The sequence below is a fragment of the Pseudomonas sp. PvP089 genome, assembly GCF_017875165.1.
GTDB classification, from domain to species: Bacteria; Pseudomonadota; Gammaproteobacteria; order Pseudomonadales; family Pseudomonadaceae; genus Aquipseudomonas; species Aquipseudomonas fortuita.
In genome coordinates this window covers 2,392,923-2,412,377 of sequence record NZ_JAGGME010000001.1, presented here as the reverse complement: position 1 = coordinate 2,412,377, position 19,455 = coordinate 2,392,923, and the positions used below count along the sequence as shown (strand labels likewise).

The 19,455-nt window shown below is 63.4% G+C and carries 17 protein-coding genes; 13 read left to right on the top strand and 4 right to left on the bottom strand.

Annotated features, from left to right (window positions below):
• The first annotated feature begins 112 nt into the window (after positions 1-112).
• The 7 genes from purB (at position 113) to J3A71_RS10915 (ending at position 8,650) form a co-directional block, all read left to right on the top strand.
• Positions 113-1,483, top strand: a complete 1,371-nt coding sequence (gene purB / locus J3A71_RS10945) for an adenylosuccinate lyase (RefSeq protein WP_024717417.1) — start codon at positions 113-115, stop codon at positions 1,481-1,483.
• Positions 1,484-1,564: 81 nt separating this feature from the next.
• On the top strand, positions 1,565-2,731 hold the full coding sequence (locus J3A71_RS10940) for a cupin domain-containing protein (protein WP_016488131.1): 1,167 nt from the start codon (positions 1,565-1,567) through the stop codon (positions 2,729-2,731).
• Positions 2,724-3,152 carry a GNAT family N-acetyltransferase gene (locus J3A71_RS10935; RefSeq protein ID WP_096426525.1) on the top strand — a complete coding sequence of 143 codons (429 nt, stop codon included), beginning with the start codon at positions 2,724-2,726 and terminating at the stop codon, positions 3,150-3,152. Before J3A71_RS10940 ends, J3A71_RS10935 begins: the two co-directional genes overlap by 8 nt.
• Positions 3,153-3,353: 201 nt before the next feature.
• The gene (locus J3A71_RS10930) at positions 3,354-5,315 is read left to right on the top strand and encodes a DNA topoisomerase III (protein ID WP_096426526.1); all 1,962 of its coding nucleotides are present in this window, start codon (positions 3,354-3,356) and stop codon (positions 5,313-5,315) included.
• 153 nt (positions 5,316-5,468) lie between these two features.
• A complete protein-coding gene (locus tag J3A71_RS10925) occupies positions 5,469-6,758 on the top strand; it encodes an FAD-binding oxidoreductase (protein ID WP_096426527.1) in 1,290 nt (429 codons plus the stop codon).
• Between the two features lie 80 nt (positions 6,759-6,838).
• Complete coding sequence (locus J3A71_RS10920) at positions 6,839-7,669, top strand: alpha/beta hydrolase (protein WP_016488135.1); 831 nt, start codon at positions 6,839-6,841, stop codon at positions 7,667-7,669.
• A 201-nt stretch (positions 7,670-7,870) separates the two neighbouring features.
• Positions 7,871-8,650: a TSUP family transporter gene (locus J3A71_RS10915; RefSeq protein ID WP_024717416.1), complete on the top strand. Its 780-nt coding sequence runs from the start codon at positions 7,871-7,873 to the stop codon at positions 8,648-8,650.
• On the opposite strand, the gene nudC is transcribed toward J3A71_RS10915, so the two are convergent.
• The gene (nudC, locus tag J3A71_RS10910; RefSeq protein ID WP_016488137.1) at positions 8,618-9,448 is read right to left on the bottom strand and encodes an NAD(+) diphosphatase; all 831 of its coding nucleotides are present in this window, start codon (positions 9,446-9,448) and stop codon (positions 8,618-8,620) included. The two genes, J3A71_RS10915 and nudC, sit on opposite strands and share 33 nt — an antisense overlap.
• A 37-nt stretch (positions 9,449-9,485) precedes the next feature.
• A complete protein-coding gene (locus tag J3A71_RS10905; protein WP_095115622.1) occupies positions 9,486-10,298 on the bottom strand; it encodes a crotonase/enoyl-CoA hydratase family protein in 813 nt (270 codons plus the stop codon).
• 150 nt (positions 10,299-10,448) lie between these two features.
• Between J3A71_RS10905 and nhaB the strand changes: the two genes are divergently transcribed.
• From nhaB to J3A71_RS10880, 5 genes are all read left to right on the top strand, one after another.
• Positions 10,449-11,951 carry a sodium/proton antiporter NhaB gene (gene nhaB / locus J3A71_RS10900; protein WP_096426528.1) on the top strand — a complete coding sequence of 501 codons (1,503 nt, stop codon included), beginning with the start codon at positions 10,449-10,451 and terminating at the stop codon, positions 11,949-11,951.
• 238 nt (positions 11,952-12,189) lie between these two features.
• Positions 12,190-12,735, top strand: a complete 546-nt coding sequence (locus J3A71_RS10895) for a lipocalin family protein (protein ID WP_096426529.1) — start codon at positions 12,190-12,192, stop codon at positions 12,733-12,735.
• Between the two features lie 69 nt (positions 12,736-12,804).
• Positions 12,805-13,110 (top strand): NIPSNAP family protein, encoded by a 306-nt coding sequence (locus J3A71_RS10890; RefSeq protein WP_063422611.1) that lies wholly within the window; start codon positions 12,805-12,807, stop codon positions 13,108-13,110.
• Positions 13,111-13,126: 16 nt separating this feature from the next.
• Positions 13,127-14,086 (top strand): MBL fold metallo-hydrolase, encoded by a 960-nt coding sequence (locus J3A71_RS10885; protein ID WP_096426530.1) that lies wholly within the window; start codon positions 13,127-13,129, stop codon positions 14,084-14,086.
• A 35-nt stretch (positions 14,087-14,121) separates the two neighbouring features.
• Positions 14,122-14,661 carry an AAA family ATPase gene (locus J3A71_RS10880; protein WP_096426531.1) on the top strand — a complete coding sequence of 180 codons (540 nt, stop codon included), beginning with the start codon at positions 14,122-14,124 and terminating at the stop codon, positions 14,659-14,661.
• Positions 14,662-14,802: 141 nt separating this feature from the next.
• Here the strand turns inward: J3A71_RS10880 and J3A71_RS10875 are convergent, their stop codons facing one another.
• Positions 14,803-16,086, bottom strand: coding sequence for a Zn-dependent hydrolase (locus J3A71_RS10875; protein WP_096426532.1), 1,284 nt, complete (start codon positions 16,084-16,086; stop codon positions 14,803-14,805).
• Between the two features lie 11 nt (positions 16,087-16,097).
• Positions 16,098-17,603, bottom strand: coding sequence for an NCS1 family nucleobase:cation symporter-1 (locus J3A71_RS10870; protein WP_096426533.1), 1,506 nt, complete (start codon positions 17,601-17,603; stop codon positions 16,098-16,100).
• 345 nt (positions 17,604-17,948) lie between these two features.
• On the opposite strand from J3A71_RS10870, the gene hydA reads away from it, so the two are divergent.
• Positions 17,949-19,388 (top strand): dihydropyrimidinase, encoded by a 1,440-nt coding sequence (gene hydA / locus J3A71_RS10865; RefSeq protein ID WP_096426534.1) that lies wholly within the window; start codon positions 17,949-17,951, stop codon positions 19,386-19,388.
• Positions 19,389-19,455 lie beyond the last annotated feature (67 nt).

Here is a 19,455-nt window from a genome sequence, read left to right as displayed (position 1 = left end):
GGGTCTGCCACCAGATCCAAATTGGGCCGACCTTTGGTCAGCCACCCGACCTCGGCGTATTTTTCATGTATGATATGCGCCCTCCAAAAGCCTGACTGTCCGAGAACACCCCATGCAGCTCTCTTCGCTCACTGCGGTTTCCCCTGTAGACGGCCGTTATGCCGGCAAAACCCAGGCCTTGCGCCCCATTTTCAGCGAATTCGGCCTGATCCGTTTCCGCGCCCTGGTCGAAGTGCGCTGGCTGCAGCGCCTGGCCGCCCACCCGCAGATCGGCGAAGTGCCGGCGTTCACCGCCGAAGCCAATGCCCTGCTGGACAACCTGGCCACCGATTTCAAACTTGAGCACGCCGAGCGCGTCAAGGAAATCGAGCGCACCACCAACCACGACGTCAAGGCGATCGAATACCTCCTCAAGGAGCAGGCTGCCAAGCTGCCTGAGCTGGCCAAGGTCAGCGAGTTCATCCACTTCGCCTGCACCAGCGAAGACATCAACAACCTGTCCCACGCGCTGATGCTGCGCGCCGGCCGTGACGACGTGCTGCTGCCACTGATGCGCCAGATCGCCGACGCCATCCGCACCCTGGCCCACACACACGCCGCCGTGCCAATGCTGTCGCGCACCCACGGCCAGCCGGCTTCGCCGACTACCCTGGGTAAAGAGCTGGCCAACGTCGTGTATCGCCTGGAGCGCCAGATCGCCCAGGTCGCTGCCGTACCACTGCTGGGCAAGATCAACGGCGCCGTGGGCAACTACAACGCCCACCTGTCGGCCTACTCGCAGATCGACTGGGAAGAGAACGCCCGCGCCTTCATCGAAGACGAGCTGGGCCTGCAGTTCAACCCGTACACCACCCAGATCGAGCCGCACGACTACATCGCCGAGCTGTTCGACGCCATCGCCCGCTTCAACACCATCCTGATCGACTTCGACCGTGATGTGTGGGGCTACATCTCGCTGGGCTACTTCAAGCAGAAGACCGTTGCCGGCGAAATCGGCTCCTCGACCATGCCGCACAAGGTCAACCCGATCGACTTCGAAAACTCCGAAGGCAACCTGGGTATCGCCAATGCGTTGTTCCAGCACCTGGCCAGCAAGCTGCCGATCTCGCGCTGGCAGCGCGACCTGACCGACTCCACCGTGCTGCGCAACCTGGGCGTGGGCTTTGCCCACAGCGTCATTGCCTACGAAGCCAGCCTGAAAGGCATCGGCAAGCTGGAAGTCAACGAAGCCCGCATCGCCGCCGACCTGGACGCCTGCTGGGAAGTGCTGGCCGAGCCGATCCAGACCGTGATGCGCCGCTTCAACATCGAAAACCCCTACGAGAAGCTCAAAGAGCTGACCCGTGGCAAGGGCATCACCCCGGACGCGCTGCTCACCTTCATCGACGGCCTCGACATGCCAGCCGAAGCCAAGGCCGAGCTCAAGCAGCTGACCCCCGCTACCTACATCGGTAACGCGGCAGCCCAGGCCAAACGCATCTAAGCTGACCGTCGCATACAACGCCCGGCCTGGCCGGGCGTTTTTATTCCCGGACGAAAACTACGTTTTTTCAATAGGTTGAACATGAATCCTGATACTCCACTGCAGCTGCTCGGCGGCATCTCGGCCCGCGAATTCATGCGCGACTACTGGCAGAAGAAGCCCCTGCTGGTGCGCCAGGCCTTCCCGGACTTCATCAGCCCGATCGACCCCGACGAACTGGCTGGCCTGGCCCTGGAAGAGGAAGTCGAGTCGCGTATCGTGCTTGAACACGGTGCACACCCGTGGGAGCTGCGCCGCGGCCCGTTCAACGAAGACACCTTCGCCGAGCTGCCGGAAAAGGACTGGACCCTGCTGGTACAGGCCGTGGACCAGTTCGTCCCGGAAGTGGCCGAACTGCTGGAAAACTTCCGCTTCCTGCCCAGCTGGCGTATCGACGATGTGATGATCAGCTTCGCCGCCCCCGGTGGCAGCGTTGGCCCGCACTTCGACAATTACGACGTGTTCCTGCTGCAGGGCCACGGCCAGCGCAACTGGAAGATCGGCCAGATGTGCAGCAGCGACAGCCCGCTGCTGGAGCACGCCGACCTGCGTATCCTTGCCGACTTCGAGCAGAGCGGCGAATGGACCCTGGAACCAGGTGACATGCTCTACCTGCCGCCACGCCTGGCCCACTACGGTGTAGCCGTGGACGACTGCCTGACCTACTCGGTCGGCTTCCGCGCGCCAAGCGCCGCCGAAGTACTGACCCACTTCACCGATTTCCTGGGCCAGTTCCTGCCGGACGAAGAACGCTACAGTGACGCCGACGCCCAGCCGGTCAGCGACCCACACCAGATCCAGCACGACGCCCTCGACCGCCTCAAGGCCCTGCTCGACAAGCACATGGGCGACAAGGACCTGCTGCTGACCTGGTTCGGCCAGTTCATGACCGAGCCGCGTTACCCCGAACAGATCGTTGGCGAAGAGCTGAGCGAGCAGGAGCTGGTCGACGCCCTCGAGCAAGGCGCCATCCTGATCCGCAACCCGAGCGCCCGCATGGCCTGGTCAGAGTTCGAAGACGACTTGCTGCTGTTCGCCAGCGGCCGTAGCTGCCCACTGCCAGGCAAACTGCGCGAGCTGCTGAAGCTGGTGTGCGCGGCCGATGCCCTGCATGTCGACAACCTCGCCGAGTGGCTGCAGGATGAAGATGGCCTTATGCTTGTACAGCAGCTGGTCAAACAAGGAAGCCTGGGATTCGCCAATGAATAAGATCAGCGTTCGCCTTGCCGACTGGCACAAAGACAACGCCGACATCCGCCGTATCCGTGAAGCGGTGTTCGTCGCCGAGCAGCACATTCCACCAGAGCTGGAGTTCGATTCGGAAGATCAGGACGCCGTCCACTTCCTGGCCCAGGAAGGCGACTATCCGATTGGTACCGCGCGCCTGCTGGCTGACGGCACCATCGGTCGCATCTCCGTGCTCAAGGACTGGCGGGGCCTGAAGGTTGGCGATGCGTTGGTCAATGCGGTCATCGCCGAAGCACAGAACCGCGACCTGAAGCAGCAGACGCTCAGCGCCCAGGTGCACGCCACCCCGTTCTACGAGCGGCTGGGCTTTCGCGTGGTCAGCGAGGAATTCCTCGAAGCCGGCATCCCGCACGTGGACATGGTGCGCGACTCGCACGCCTGATCCATGACCAGCCCACAGGGGCCCCATACATCTGCAAATTGTGGGGGCCCTTGTGGCAGCGGGTTCAACCGGGAAAGGGCCGGAACAGGCTCAAGATACTTCCCCTGACAAAAACCTGTACATCCATCCAGATAAAACTTGCCTCCGCGCCCCCGCTTGCGCATCCTAGTACCCATCACCCCCGATGAAGCGTTCCCGGCCATGCGCCTGTTCCTCTGCGAAAAACCCTCACAGGCAAAAGACATCGCCAAAGTGCTTGGCGCCACTCGCAAGGGCGACGGCTGCTGGCAAGGTACCGATGTCTGCGTAACCTGGTGCATCGGCCATCTGCTGGAAACCGCCCCGCCCGACAGCTACGACGAACGCTACAAGCGCTGGAACCTGGCCGACCTGCCGATCATCCCGGACACGTGGAAGATGCTGGTCAAGCCCAAAACCGCCAGCCAGTTCAAGGCGGTGAAGCGCCTGCTCGGCGAAGCCCGGGAGCTGATAATTGCCACCGATGCCGACCGCGAAGGCGAAATGATCGCCCGCGAGCTGGTCGAGCATTGCCGCTACCGCGGCCCGGTGCAGCGCCTTTGGCTGTCGGCGCTGGATGACACCTCCATCCGCAAGGCCCTGGCGCGCCTGCTGCCAGGCCACGAAACGTTCAACCTGTACCACTCGGCGCTGGGCCGCTCCCGCGCCGACTGGCTCATCGGCATGAACATGAGCCGGCTGTTCACCCTGCTTGGCCGCCAATCCGGCTACCAGGGCGTGCTGCCGGTGGGGCGGGTGCAAACACCCACCTTGCGCCTGGTGGTCGACCGCGACCGCAGCATTGCCGACTTCGTGCCGGTGCCGTTCTGGGCCATCGACGTACAGCTTGAACACGCAGGCCAACGTTTCAACGCCCAATGGCGTGCACCCGAAGATGCCTGCGACGATCAGGGCCGCTGCCTGAACCAGGGTTTGGCGCAACAGGCTGCCACCGCCATCGGTAATGCCGGTACGGCCCGGGCCGTCAAGGTGACCACCGAGCGCATGCGTGAAGCCGCGCCCCTGCCCTTCGACCTCGGCACCCTGCAGGAGCTGTGCTCGAAAAAGTTCGGCCTGGGCGCCCAGGAAGCCCTCGACATCGCTCAGGCCCTGTACGAGACCCACAAGCTGATCACCTACCCGCGCAGCGATTGCGGCTACCTGCCACAAAGCCAGCACGCCGAGGCCCCCGCCATCCTGGCTGCCCTGCAACGGGCCGATGCCAGCCTGGCGCCGCTACAGCCCTACCTGGAGCCCCAACGCCGCTCGCGGGCATGGAACGACGCCAAGGTCAGCGCCCACCACGGCATCATCCCCACCGCCGCCGCCAGCGACCCCTCACGCCTGCCGGCCAAGCACAAGGCGGTGTACACGCTTATCCGCGCCCGCTACCTGGCCCAGTTCCTGCCCAATCATGAGTACGACCGCACCCAGGCCGACTTCGACTGTGCCGGCCATGCCTTGCGCGCAGTGGGCAAGCAGATCGTCGAACCGGGTTGGCGCCGCGCCCTGCCCGAGGCGCTGACCCCGGCAAAAGGCCGCGAAGCACCGCCGGCCCAGGTGCTGCCCGTGCTGCGCGAAGGCCAGGACTGCACCGTGCAAGGCCTGCAACTGAAAGACCTGTGGACCCAGCCGCCCAAGCCGTTCACTGAAGGCGACCTGATCAAGGCCATGAAAAACGTGGCCAAGCTGGTGGACGACCCGCGCCTTAAGCAGAAGCTCAAGGAAACCACCGGCATCGGCACCGAGGCCACCCGCGCCAGCATCATCCAGGGCTTGCTCGACCGCGGCTACCTGGTGAAGAACGGCAAGGCGCTCGCGGCCACACCCGCGGCCTTCAGCCTGATTGATGCCGTACCCCGCGCCATCGCCGACCCTGGCACCACGGCGATCTGGGAGCAGGCGCTGGACATGGTGCAAAGCGGCGAGATGAGCCTGGAAGAATTCGTGGCCCGGCAGTCGGCGTGGATGGGCAAACTGGTGGAACGTTGCAGCGGCATGCGCATGACCATCAGCGGGCCGGCAGCCGGGGCAGCACCGCCCTGGAAGAAGAAGCGTCGCGGTGGCAGTGGAAAAAGCAAAGCGGCCGGAAGCAAGTCGGCAGCGGGCAAGCCGCGCCAGCCCCGGAAAAAGGCGACAACCTGAAACTTCTGCACTGGCTTGCCAGCGATAGGGCCTGCTCAGGCAGCACATTAATAACAGGCAAACGACTAAACCCTGCCTGACACATTGGCGCTATGAAATTTCCCTGCTAAGTTTTCATGAAAATAATCACAATAATTTTCACGAGGCTTCTGCATGTTCAAACAATCCGCCCAGCACGTCGCCAGCTACTACGCCCAGACCTACCCCGCCAACATTCCGCTGCGTCCTACCCTGCAAGGCCTCCACGACACTGATGTGCTGATCATCGGCGCCGGCTTCAGTGGCCTGCATACCGCCCTGCGCCTGACCCAGGCCGGCAAGCGCGTCACATTGCTGGAGGCCAGCCGCGTGGCCTGGGCTGCCTCCGGGCGCAATGGCGGCCAGGCGCTGCTGGGCTGGTCCTGCGACATGCCGCCACTGGAAAAAGCCCTGGGCCTGGAACGTACCCAGCGCCTGTGGGCGAGCATGTGCTGGGCCGCCGACGAACTGCGCGAGCTGCCCCAGCGCCATGGTTTCGATATCGACTACAGGCTGGGCAGCCTATGGACCGCCGTGCTGCCGCGCCGGGTGAAAATGCTTGAAGAAGCCCTGCACGATGCCGAAAGCAAATGGGGCTCCGACGCCCTGCGCCTGATCAGCCGCGACGAGCTGCCGCAATGGATCGACAGCCCGCGTTACCAGGCTGCGCTCTACGACGCCAAAGGCGCCCACCTCAACCCGCTGAAGCTGGCCCAAGGTCTGGCCAGCACCCTCGAAGCGGGTGGTGGGCACATCTACGAACAAAGCCGGGTACTCAGTTATCAAAAAGCCGGCAACGGCTATGTTGCCCGCACAGACAACGGCGAAGTGCGCTGCCAGGTGTTGGTGCTGGCCTGCAACGCCTACATCGACCGCCTCGACCCCGGCCTGTCGCGGCGCCTGTTGCCAGTCGGTTCCTACCAGGTCGCCACCGCACCACTGGACGCCGACGTCGCCCGCTCACTGCTGCCGCGCAACAGCTGCGTGATCGACAACCAGTTCGTACCCGACTACTTGCGCCTCACCCCGGACCACCGCCTGCTGTTCGGTGGCGGCTGCACTTACCTGGGCGGCATTCCCAAGGACGTCGCCAGCGCCACGCGCCCTTACCTGGAGCGGGTGTTCCCGCAACTGGCCGGGGTAGCCATTGACTATGCCTGGGGCGGCCATATCGATTGCAGCACCCGGCGCACCCCTGACGTCGGCCGCGAAGACCAGCGCTATTGGCTGCAGGGTTTCTCCGGCCACGGCATACTGCCTACCCTGGCCGCGGCGCGGGCGGTCAGCGATGCCATCCTCGGTGACGACGACCTGTTGGCGTTGTACCAAGGCATCGACAATGGCCGGTTCCCCGGCGGGGACCTGCTCGCAGCACCGCTGGAAGCCGCCGCCAAAGCCTGGTACAGACTGCGCGACACTGTCTGAAGACGACCGGCGCTTGCTGCGCCGGAATCTCTCCTATTCTCAATAGCTCCCTTCGGTTCCTGCAGACAGGAGACACGATCATGAGCCATGTAACCACGAAGGACGGCGTGCAGATTTTCTACAAGGACTGGGGCCCACGCGACGCCCCGGTCATTCACTTCCACCACGGCTGGCCGCTGAGCGCAGATGACTGGGATGCCCAGATGCTGTTCTTTCTCGCCCAGGGCTACCGCGTGGTAGCCCATGACCGGCGTGGTCATGGCCGTTCCAGCCAGGTATGGGACGGCCACGACATGGACCACTACGCCGATGATGTGGCAGCCGTGGTTGCCCACCTGGGTGTCCAGGGCGCCGTGCATGTCGGCCACTCCACCGGCGGTGGCGAGGTGGTGCGTTACATGGCCCGCTACCCTCAGGACAAGGTGGCCAAAGCGGTGCTGATCGCCGCCGTGCCGCCACTGATGGTGCAAACGCCCGACAACCCTGGCGGCCTGCCCAAGTCGGTGTTCGATGACTTCCAGGCCCAGGTCGCCAACAACCGTGCGCAGTTTTACCGGGATGTACCGGCCGGGCCGTTCTACGGCTACAACCGCCCCGGTGTCGAAGCCAGCGAGGGCATCATCGCCAACTGGTGGCGCCAGGGCATGATCGGCAGCGCCAAGGCCCATTACGATGGCATCGTGGCGTTTTCCCAGACCGATTTCACCGAAGACCTCAAAGGCATAAACCAGCCGGTACTGGTGATGCATGGGGACGATGACCAGATCGTGCCGTATGAAAACTCTGGGGTGCTTTCGGCGAAGCTGCTGCCCAATGGCACGTTGAAAACCTACGAAGGTTACCCGCATGGCATGCCGACTACCCATGCCGATGTGATCAATGCGGATTTGCTGGCGTTTATCCGTAGCTGATGTGATCACCTGTAACGGCCCTTTCGCGGGTAAACCCGCTCCCACAGGTACAGCGCTTCCACAGGTTCGACGCTGAACCTGTGGGAGCGGGTTTACCCGCGAAGAGGCCGCCACTGGCAACACACCCCTCCCAGGATTACCATGTCACCCTTCTAGCGCGGCCTTTTGCCGCACCTTGCCTCCCTGCCTGCCAAGACCCCCATGCCCTTCGAACTCACCGTAGAACCCTTAACCCTGCTGATTCTGGCCCTGGTCGCCTTCGTCGCCGGTTTCATCGATGCCATCGCCGGTGGCGGGGGCCTGCTCACCACCCCGGCCCTGCTCACCGCCGGCATGCCACCGCACCTGGTGCTGGGCACCAACAAACTCAGTTCCACCTTCGGTTCGGCCACCGCAGGTTTCACCTACTACAAGCGCAAACTGTTCCACCCGGCGCAGTGGCGCCCGGCGTTGTTCGCCACCTTGACCGGGGCGTTGCTCGGCGCGGTCATCGCCCACTACATGCCAGCCGAATGGCTGAACAAGATGCTGCCGGTAATCGTGTTCGCCTGTGGCATCTACCTGCTGTTCGGCGGCACACCCAAGGCCCCGCTGGATGCCGATGCACCCATCAAGAAGAAGTGGCAGGTACCGCAAGGCTTCACCCTGGGCTTCTACGACGGCGTCGCAGGGCCAGGCACCGGAGCGTTCTGGACGGTCAGCACCCTGCTGCTGTACCCCATCGACCTGGTCCGCGCCAGCGGGGTGGCGCGCAGCATGAACTTCGTCAGCAACATCGCGGCGCTGACGGTGTTCGTCATTTCCGGGCAGGTGGATTACATCGTCGGCCTGTGCATGGGCCTGTCGGTCATGGTGGGCGCCTTCTTCGGCGCACGCACGGCGATCAGCGGCGGCAGCAAATTCATCCGCCCGGTGTTCATCACCGTGGTGCTGGCACTGACTGTGCGCCTAGCGTGGCAGCACTGGTTCGGGCAAGCCTAAACGCCTGGCCACATACAGATCGATCAGGTACCGGGCAATGGACCGCCCGGCCGGCAGCGGCGGCAGGTCGTGGACGCTGAACCACTGGGCATCCTCGATCTCGTCCGGCTGCATGACTATCTCGCCCCCGGCATATTCGGCATGGAAACCCAGCATCATGGAATGCGGGAACGGCCAGCACTGGCTGCCGACGTACTGGATATTCTGCACGTCCACGGCCACTTCCTCGCGCACTTCGCGCACCAGGCAGTCTTCGGCCGACTCACCCGGCTCGGCAAAACCCGCCAGGGTGCTGTACACACCGGTGACGAAGCGCGGCGAGCGCGCCAGCAAGATTTCATCACCACGGGTCACCAGCACGATCATGCTCGGCGAAATACGCGGGTAGCTGCGCAGGTCGCACGGCTGGCAGTACATCGCCCGCTCCCAGTGAATTTGTGTCATCGCCTGGCCACAGCTGCCGCAGAAACGGTGCTCGCGGGCCCAGGTGCCGATCTGCGCGGCGTAACCCAGTACTTTGTAGGTGTCGAAGTCGCCTTCGAGCATGAACGCACGCAGCCCACGCCAGCTGCAGCCGGGCACATCGGTGGCGCTGCGCAGTTCCAGCAAAAATACCGGCTGGCCGTCAAAGTGGCCGATGCCATGCTCGCACAGCACATCGAGGTCCTGGCGCTTCAGCCAGTCGCGGGGGAACAGCGCGCCGTTGTCGTCCACCAGAAACCCTTCCGGGCTGCGGGCCACGGCCACACCCCCGGTGATCTGCGGGTCGAGTACTGCAGTAGTCCAGCGTGCTGACATGTCGGGAGATTCCTTGACTGCGCGTCCCCCGGCCCGATCAGTCGGCGAACGTCGGTTTCTGTTTGCTCATGTGCGCCGCCACGGCCACGCGCAGGTCTTCGGACTGCAGCATCGCGGCGTTCCAGGTGGCGATGTAGTCCAGGCCATCGTCAATGCGATGGTCACGCATGTAGCTGAGCATTTCCTTGGTGCCGGCCACGGCGATCGGTGATTTTGCAGCAATCTCGCGGGCGATGGCAAAGACACCGTCCATCAGTGCGGCCTGATCATCATAGACCCGGTTGACCAGGCCGATGCGCAGGGCCTCGTCGGCCGCAACGTTGCGACCGGTGAAGGCCAGCTCACGCATGATGCCGTCGCCAATGATACGTGGCAAACGTTGCAGTGTGCCGACGTCGGCGGCCATGCCCATGTCGATTTCCTTGATCGAGAACTGCGCGTCGCTGCTGCAGTAACGCATGTCGCACGCCGAGATGAGGTCGATGGCGCCGCCGATGCAGTAGCCCTGCACGGCCGCCAGCACTGGCTTGCGGCATTTGTCCACGGCGGTGAACGAGGCTTGCAGGCGCTGGATGGTGCTACGCAGAAAGCGCGCATTGCGCCCCACGTCCTTGCCCATTTGCCCAGCCAGCGAGGCCAGCATCATGAGGTCGATGCCTGCGGAAAAATGCTTGCCGGCACCACTGATCACTACCGCCCGCACGGCATCGGTGTCGTCGATCCACTGGAAGATAGCGATGATCTCTTCCCAGAAGGCCGCGTTCATCGCGTTGACCTTTTCCGGGCGATTGATCTGAACGTGGGCGATGTTGTCGGTCAGTTCAACCTTGAACGCACTGTACTCGGTCACGGGCGGCACTCCTGCGGGTGAAGGATTCATGGCGTGGATGGTAACCCAGCCCGATGGCCGTACTTGTGCCAAAAACGGGACTCCACGCCTTGCCTAAGACGCGCCAATCCGGCACCGTGCGCCATCGCCGAATCATAAGGATACATATTCATGCCACGCTCCCTGTCCGGCGCCCTCGCCCATGGTTTTCTGGGCCAGTCGCCGCTTTGGTACAAGGTGGTCATCTGCCTGTTCCTGGTGCTCAACCCGCTGCTGCTGGTTACCGTTGGCCCGGTTGCAGCCGGCTGGGCGCTGGTGCTCGAGTTCATTTTCACTTTGGGCATGGCGCTGAAGTGTTACCCGCTGATGCCGGGCGGCCTGCTGCTGATCGAAGCCTTGCTGTTGCAGATGACCACGCCACAGGCGCTGTATGAGGAACTGCAACACAACTTCCCGGTGATCCTGCTGCTGATGTTCATGGTCGCCGGCATCCATTTCATGAAGGAGCTGCTGCTGTTCCTGTTCTCGCGCATTTTGCTCGGGGTGCGCTCGAAGGCAATTCTGGCGTTGCTGTTCTGCGTGCTGTCGGCGTTTCTGTCGGCGTTTCTCGATGCGCTGACCGTGACGGCGGTGATCATCAGCGCTGCGGTCGGCTTCTACGCCGTGTACCACCGCGTCGCGTCTGGCGCCAACCCACGCGAGGAAAGCGCGCTGGACAGCGACCAGCAGATCGCCCACCTGCACCGCCAAGACCTCGACCAGTTCCGCGACTTCCTGCGTAGCCTGCTGATGCACGGCGCAGTGGGTACCGCCCTGGGTGGCGTGTGCACGTTGGTGGGCGAGCCACAGAACCTGCTGATCGGCCACGAGATGGGTTGGCACTTCGCCGAATTCTTCTTCAAGGTGGCACCTGTGTCGCTGCCAGTGCTGGGTGCCGGCCTGCTGACCTGCGTACTGCTGGAAAAACTGCGCCTGTTCGGCTACGGCACGTTGATGCCCGAGCCAGTGCGTCAGGTGCTGGCCGCCTATGCGGCAGAGGATGACGCCGCACGCACCCAGGCACAGCGCGTCGCGCTGTGGGTACAAGGGCTCGCGGCGCTGATCCTGATTGTCTGCCTGGGCCTGCATGTGGCCGAGGTTGGCCTGATCGGCCTGATGGTGATCGTGCTGATCACCGCCTTTACCGGCATCACCGACGAGCACCGCCTGGGCCGCGCCTTCCAGGACGCCATGCCATTTACCTCGTTGCTGGTGGTGTTCTTCGCCGTGGTCGCGGTGATTCACCAGCAGCAGCTGTTCAGCCCATTGATCAGCTGGGTGCTGACACTGCCGGCCGAGCAGCAACCGGGCATGCTCTACCTGGCCAACGGTTTGCTGTCGGCAATCAGCGACAACGTGTTTGTCGCCACCATCTACATAACCGAAGTGAAGCAGGCGTTTCTCAATGGCAGCATGAGCCGCGAGCATTTCGAAACGCTGGCGGTGGCGATCAACACCGGCACCAACCTGCCCAGCGTGGCAACGCCGAATGGGCAGGCAGCGTTCCTGTTCCTGCTGACCTCGGCGATTGCGCCGCTGATCCGGCTGTCGTATGGGCGGATGGTGTGGATGGCCTTGCCCTATACCGTGGTGATGGGTGGGCTGGGTTGGTGGGCGGTGACCTACTGGCTGTGAGATCGTCTGGTCGGCGCGAGGTTGCATCAGGGCCTGAGGGTGTATGCCTTTATGGTGATGTCGCTTTTGAGATCGAGCGCCGCCCGCGCGGCGCTCGATCTCACGGTCGAAATGACTCTTGAGACATGCACCCCGCAGCCATAATGCAATTTCAAGACATGCGCCACGCCCACACAACTTTTGCCCCGCGCAGGCATCGAAACACAGGTAAGCCCCTATCCGCTCAAGGAGGTCAACCATGGCGCTGCGTACCACGCTGCTGCTTTCCTGCATGACCCTGGCGCTGCTCGGCTGCGCCGGCACCGATCAACCGGCGCCGCCGCGCACCCAGCAGGTCGACCTGCAACGCTACCAGGGCACCTGGTACGAACTGGCGCGGTTGCCGATGTTCTTCCAGCGCAATTGCGTGCAGTCCGAAGCGCACTATGGCTTGCGCACGGATGGCCGGATCGATGTAACCAACCGCTGTAAGGAAAAGGACGGCCAGTGGAACGAAGCCAAGGGCATCGCCGAGGCCCAGCAGCCGGGCAACACCGACAAGCTGTGGGTGCGCTTCGACAACTGGTTCAGCCGCCTGGCACCGGGCCTGACCAAGGGCGAGTACTGGGTGCTGTACCACGACAAGGACTACCGCGTGGCGTTGGTCGGCCACCCCAATCGCGAGTACCTGTGGATGCTTTCGCGCACGCCTGCGGTGACCGACCAGCAGCGCGAGCAACTGCTGACGATCGCCCGGGAGCAAGGCTATGACACCAGCAAGCTCATCTGGCGGCAGGGAGACTAGCAGGCCGTCGACGGCTGGCAGCAATGCGGCTAAGGTGTGCGGCCGTCATACCTCGAAGGAGCGAGTGCGTTGATCACCTGCCATGTCAAATACATCGTCGACCCTTTCCAGTTGCCTGCTTTCGAGGCCTATTCACGCCAGTGGATTGGCCTCGTCACGCGCATGGGCGGCCAGCATCACGGCTACTTCCTGCCTGCTGAAGGGGCTAACAACATCGCGTATTGCCTGTTCAGCTTCCCCAGCCTGGCGGCCTACGAGCAGTACCGCAGGCAGGCCGAGACCGACCCGGAATGCATCGCTGCAGTAGCCACAGCCACCGAGCAACGCTTCATCCTCAGTTATGAGCGTAGCTTCCTGAAACCGCTGCTGGGCTGATACAAGGAGGCTGCACATGGACCTGCTGTTCCTGGGCACCTGCGCCGGGGTCCCCACCAAGGCACGCAATGTCAGCGCCACGGCGGTGATCGAGGCCAGTGGCAGCGGCTGGTACCTGGTCGATTGCGGCGAGGGCACCCAGCATCAGCTGCTGCGTACCCCGCTGTCGATCCGCGACCTGCGCGCCATTTTCATCACTCACGTGCACGGCGATCATTGCTTCGGCCTGCCCGGCCTGCTGGCCAGTGCCGGCATGAGCGGGCGTACCCAACCGCTGGAGCTGATCCTGCCCGCCGCGCTGCATGACTGGGTGCGCCAGGGCCTGGCCGCCAGCGATACCTTCTTGCCGTTCGAACTGCGCCTTCTGGCCGTGGAGGAGCTGGTCGAATGGCACAACGATACCGTGCAGGTGACCACCGTGCAGCTCTCACACCGGGTGCCGAGCGTGGGCTTCGTCTTCACCGAAATCAACCCCGAACCGCGCCTGGACATCCCGCGCCTGGAAGCCGAAGGCATACCGCGTGGCCCGCTGTGGGGCGAGCTGGCCAAGGGTTTGGCGGTGCAGCATGGCGAGCAGTTGCTGAACGGTAACGACTACCTGCGCCCTTCACGGCCACCGCGGCGGGTGATCGTGTGCGGCGACAACGATACCCCCGAGCTGCTGGCCGACGCTGCCCAAGGCGCGGATGTGCTGGTGCACGAAGCCACGTTCACCCAGGCCGTGGTCGAACGCACCGGGGTCACCTTCGGCCATAGTACTGCAGCGGCGGTGGCGCGCTTTGCCGAAGCGGCGGGCGTGCGCAACCTGGTGCTGACGCATTTCAGCGCCCGCTACCAGAGCGACCCAAGGCGCAGCCCGAATATCGACAACGTGCGTGACGAAGCCCTCGTCCACTACAGCGGGCACCTGACCCTGGCGCAGGACCTGCAGCGCTATCACCTTGGCCGGGATGGCTGTCTTGAGCTGACCGGATGAATTAACATGGCCGGTTTTTCCAAAAGGACTTGGTCATGCAACGCATCGTGATTCTGGGCAACGCCGGCAGTGGCAAATCGACCCTGGCCCGGCAGATCGGCGCCCGCCTGGGGGCGTCGGTGGTACACCTTGACACGTTGTTCTGGGAGGCCGGCTGGGTAGAGCCGGATGCCGAGACCTTTCGCAGCCGGGTACGCGATGCGGTTAGCGGGCAAGCGTGGGTATGCGAGGGCAACTACAGCCGCCGCACCTTCGACCTGCGCTTGCCACGGGCCGACCTGGTTATCTGGCTGGATACACCACGGTTGACATGCCTGAAGCGGGTCATCCTGCGCAGTGTGCTGAACAAGCCACGGCCAGACCTGCCGGCTGGGTGTACCGAGCGGCTGGACCGGGCGTTTCTGACCTTCCTGAAGTTTGTGTGGACGTTCGACCGGGGCTATCGGCCAGGTATCGAAGCCAACCGCCAGGCAATCGGCCCGCAGGTGCCGGTTGTGCATCTGCGTGGTGACCGGCAGATTGCGGCGTTTGTGGAAGGCCTCATACAACCAGCACCAGCAGCGCGGTCCCTGTAGGAGCGGCCTTGTGTCGCGATCGGGCTGCACAGCAGCCCCAGCGATATCAGCGTTTACTTCCAAACCCTGGGGCTGCTGCGCAGCCCGATCGCGACACAAGGCCGCTCCCACAAAAAGCGCGGTCGCCTGATGCCCGAGGTGCTAGGCCGCCAAGCGCCCGCTGGCAATCGCCTCCGACGCCGCCAGCATCGCCCGCAGCAACACTGCGCAGCCCGCCGCCAGGTCATCGGGCGTGGCGTTCTCGATTTCGTTGTGGCTGATGCCGTTTTCGCAGGGCACGAAAATCATCCCCGCTGGCCCTAGTTCGGCCAGGAAGATCGCGTCATGCCCCGCGCCACTGACAATGTCCATGTGCGGCAACCCCAGCGCCTGCGCCGAGGCGCGCACGGCATCGACACAGCCTTTGTCGAAGTACAATGCCGGGAAGTCGGCCGTAGGCACCAGTTCGTGGCTCAAGCCATGCTTGGTACAGGTTGCCTCGATCACCCCGCGCACCTCGGCGATCATCGCACTCAGTTGCTCGCCCTCCAGGTGGCGGAAGTCCAGGGTCATGCGCACCTCACCCGGGATCACGTTACGCGAGCCTGGATACGCCTGCAGGCAACCCACAGTGCCACAGGCATGGGGCTGGTGGCCGAGGGCGGTATGGTTGACCGCCTCCACCACGGCGGCAGCGCCGACCAGGGTGTCCTTGCGCAGGTGCATGGGTGTCGGGCCCGCGTGGGCTTCGACGCCGCGCAGGGTCAGGTCGAACCACTTCTGCCCCAGCGCTCCGAGCACCACGCCGATGGTCTTGGCCTGGTCCTCAAGGATCGGGCCCTGTTCGATATGGGCTTCGAAATAAGCCCCAACCGGATGGCCCAGCACCGCGCGGGTGCCGGCATAGCCGATAGCGTTCAAGGCTTCGCCAACGCTGACGCCCTGGGCATCACGCTTGGCCAGGGTTTCCTCCAGGGTGAACTTGCCGGCGAACACCCCTGAACCCATCATGCACGGGGCAAAGCGCGAGCCTTCTTCGTTGGTCCACACCACCACTTCCAGCGGTGCTTCGGTTTCCACGCCCAAATCGTTCAGCGTACGGATCACCTCCAGCCCGGCCATCACCCCGAAGCAGCCATCGAACTTGCCGCCCGTGGGCTGGGTGTCGATATGGCTGCCGGTCATTACCGGGGGCAGCTTGGGGTTACGCCCCGGGCGGCGGGCGAAAATGTTGCCGACAGCGTCAATGCTGACCGAACAACCGGCCGCCTCGCACCACTGCACGAACAGGTCGCGGGCCTGGCGGTCGAGGTCGGTCAGGGCCAGGCGGCAGACGCCGCCCTTGGCGGTGGCACCGAGGCGGGCCAGGTCCATCAGCGATTGCCACAGGCGGTTGCTGTCGACATGCCGGGCGGTGGTCTTGAGGATCTCTTTGACTGGGGTCACGGGTTTCTCCTTCAGGCTTTTTTTGTTGTCGCTGCGGGCCGCTTCGCGGGCGAACCCGCGCCCACAGCCAAACTGGCGAAGACGTAGTACAGCGCGCCGCCCAGCAGCGAGCCGGTAAACCAGCCGTAGTCGTAGAACCAGCTGAAACTGCTGTTGCCAATCGCCATTACCGTCAGCGCCACCGGCAAGGCAAAGGCCGCAAACCCGGGCCAGTTCCACGCCGGGTACACGTCGTCGCGGTACAACCCGGCCAGGTCCAGTTGCTGCCGGCGGATCAGGAAGTAGTCCACCACCATGATCCCGGCAATCGGCCCGAGCAGGCTGGAGTAACCGAGCAGCCAGTTGGAGTACACGCTCTCCAGGCTCAGGTCCGAGACAATCAGGCCCAGTTTCTTAAGCAGTTCATGGCCCATCAGCGCCAGGCCGATAAAGCCGGTCAGCCATACCGCACGGCTGCGCCCGATCAGGCGTGGGGCAATGTTCTGGAAGTCGTTGGTCGGCGACACGATGTTCGCCGCCGTATTGGTCGACAGTGTGGCAATCACGATCAGCGCCATGGCCAGGGCCACCCAGAACGGGCTGTGGATTTTGCCGATCAGGCTGACCGGGTCGGACACCGTCTCGCCCACCAAAGACGCCGACGCGGCGGTCAGCACCACACCCAGCGAAGCGAACAGGAACATGGTCAGCGGCAGGCCGAAGATCTGCCCAAGAATCTGGTCTTTCTGGCTACGTGCGTAACGGCTGAAGTCGGGAATATTCAGCGACAAAGTGGCCCAGAAGCCGACCATGGCCGTAAGCCCGGCGCAGAAGTAACTGACCACGCTCGCCCCTTCCGGCCGCTTGGGCGGTTGCGCCAGCAGCTCGGTCATCGACATGTGCGGCAGGGCCCAGAACAGCAGCCCGACACCCACCGCCACCAGCAGCGGTGCCGAGAGCGTTTCCAGCCACTTGATCGACTCGGCGCCGCGCAGCACCACCCACAGGTTCAGGCACCAGAAGATCATGAAGCCGATCACCTCGCCAGTACCGGCCAAGGCCTTCCAGCCATCGAACACCGAACCCAGGAACAGGTGAATGGCCAAGCCGCCGAACAAGGTCTGGATGCCAAACCAGCCACAGGCAACCACGGCGCGGATCAGGCACGGTACGTTGGAGCCCAGGATGCCGAACGACGAACGCAGCAGCACCGGGAACGGGATGCCGTACTTGGTGCCTGGGAAGGCGTTGAGGGTAAGCGGGATCAGCACGATCACGTTGGCCAGCAGGATCGCCAGCAGCGCTTCGCCAACGCTCAGGCCGAAGTAGGCGGTGAGCACGCCACCCAGGGTGTAGGTGGGTACGCAAATGGACATGCCCACCCACAGGGCAGTGATGTGCCATTTGTTCCAGGTGCGCTGGTGCACCTTGGTCGGCGCGATGTCGTGGTTGTAGCGCGGGCTGTCGAGGACATCACTGCCCTCGGACAGCTCAAACAGGCCATCCTGCTCGACCACTTCCGATCTGCTCTGTTGCATGGGCCCTTCTCCAGATTTTCTTGTAGTTGTTTGCTCATCGGGCTAATTCGATGGCCGGAGTACACACGCGTATTGGTGCTTAGAAATCTTGACCAGAATTCCATCTTGTCAAGTCAGTCAATAACCCCTGAAACCCCCGAAGTCAGCAGGTCAATAAAAATTAAGTGTTAAATTTCAAACAGTTAAAAACCACAAAAATAATAGGAAAATTTTCTTGAAGATTCCCAAATCAGCATCTAGCCTCGAATCTTGTCAGGTCTGACAGGATTAACCGCCCTGCCTGCCCTACACCCGAGACAATTCCAAGAACCGGCCCAGACCGGTCAGCCTGCGAGGAAAAACGGCATGTCCCTGTTGATCCGTGGCGCCACCGTGGTCACCCACGAAGAGAGTTACCCCGCCGATGTCCTGTGTGTCGATGGCCTGATCCGTGCCATCGGGCCAAACCTCGAACCGCCCACCGACTGTGAAATCCTCGACGGCAGCGGCCAGTACCTGATGCCCGGCGGCATCGACCCGCATACCCACATGCAGTTGCCATTCATGGGCACCGTGGCCAGCGAGGATTTCTTCAGCGGCACCGCAGCGGGCCTTGCCGGCGGCACCACGTCGATCATCGACTTCGTCATCCCCAACCCGCAGCAGTCATTGCTGGAGGCCTTCCACACCTGGCGCGGCTGGGCGCAGAAGAGCGCCAGCGACTACGGCTTCCACGTTGCCATCACCTGGTGGAGCGAACAGGTGGCTGAAGAAATGGGCGAACTGGTAGCCAAGCATGGGGTGAACAGCTTCAAGCACTTCATGGCTTACAAGAATGCAATCATGGCCGCCGACGACACCCTGGTGGCCAGCTTCGAGCGCTGCCTGCAACTGGGTGCGGTGCCCACCGTGCATGCCGAGAACGGCGAACTGGTGTACCACCTGCAGAAAAAACTGCTTGCCCAGGGCATGACCGGACCAGAGGCTCACCCCCTTTCGCGCCCTTCACAAGTGGAAGGTGAAGCGGCCAGCCGCGCCATCCGTATTGCCGAAACCATTGGTACGCCGCTGTATGTGGTGCACATTTCCAGCCGTGAAGCACTGGATGAAATCACCTATGCACGCGCCAAGGGCCAGCCGGTTTACGGCGAAGTCTTGCCCGGCCACCTGCTGCTGGACGACAGCGTCTACCGTGACCCGGACTGGGCCACTGCCGCTGGCTACGTGATGAGCCCGCCGTTCCGCCCGCGCGAGCACCAGGAGGCGCTGTGGCGCGGCTTGCAGTCGGGCAACCTGCACACCACGGCCACCGACCACTGCTGTTTCTGCGCCGAACAGAAAGCCATGGGCCGCGACGACTTCAGTCGCATCCCCAACGGCACCGCCGGCATCGAAGACCGCATGGCGGTGCTGTGGGATGCCGGTGTCAACAGCGGGCGCCTGTCGATGCATGAGTTCGTTGCGCTGACCTCCACCAACACGGCAAAAATCTTCAACCTTTTCCCACGCAAGGGCGCCATCCGCGTGGGTGCCGACGCCGACCTGGTGCTGTGGGACCCGCAGGGCACTCGCACTCTATCGGCCCAGACCCACCACCAGCGGGTGGACTTCAATATCTTTGAAGGCCGCACTGTGCGCGGGGTCCCCAGCCACACCATCAGCCAGGGCAAGGTGCTCTGGGCCGATGGCGACCTGCGCGCCGAGGCCGGGGCGGGGCGGTATGTGGAACGGCCGGCGTATCCGTCGGTGTACGAGGTGCTGGGGCGACGCGCCGAACAGCAGCGCCCGACGCCCGTTCAGCGCTGAGGCCATTGGGGCTGCTGCGCAGCCCATCGCCGGCAAGCCAAATATAATAAAGAGAGAGGCTACAACC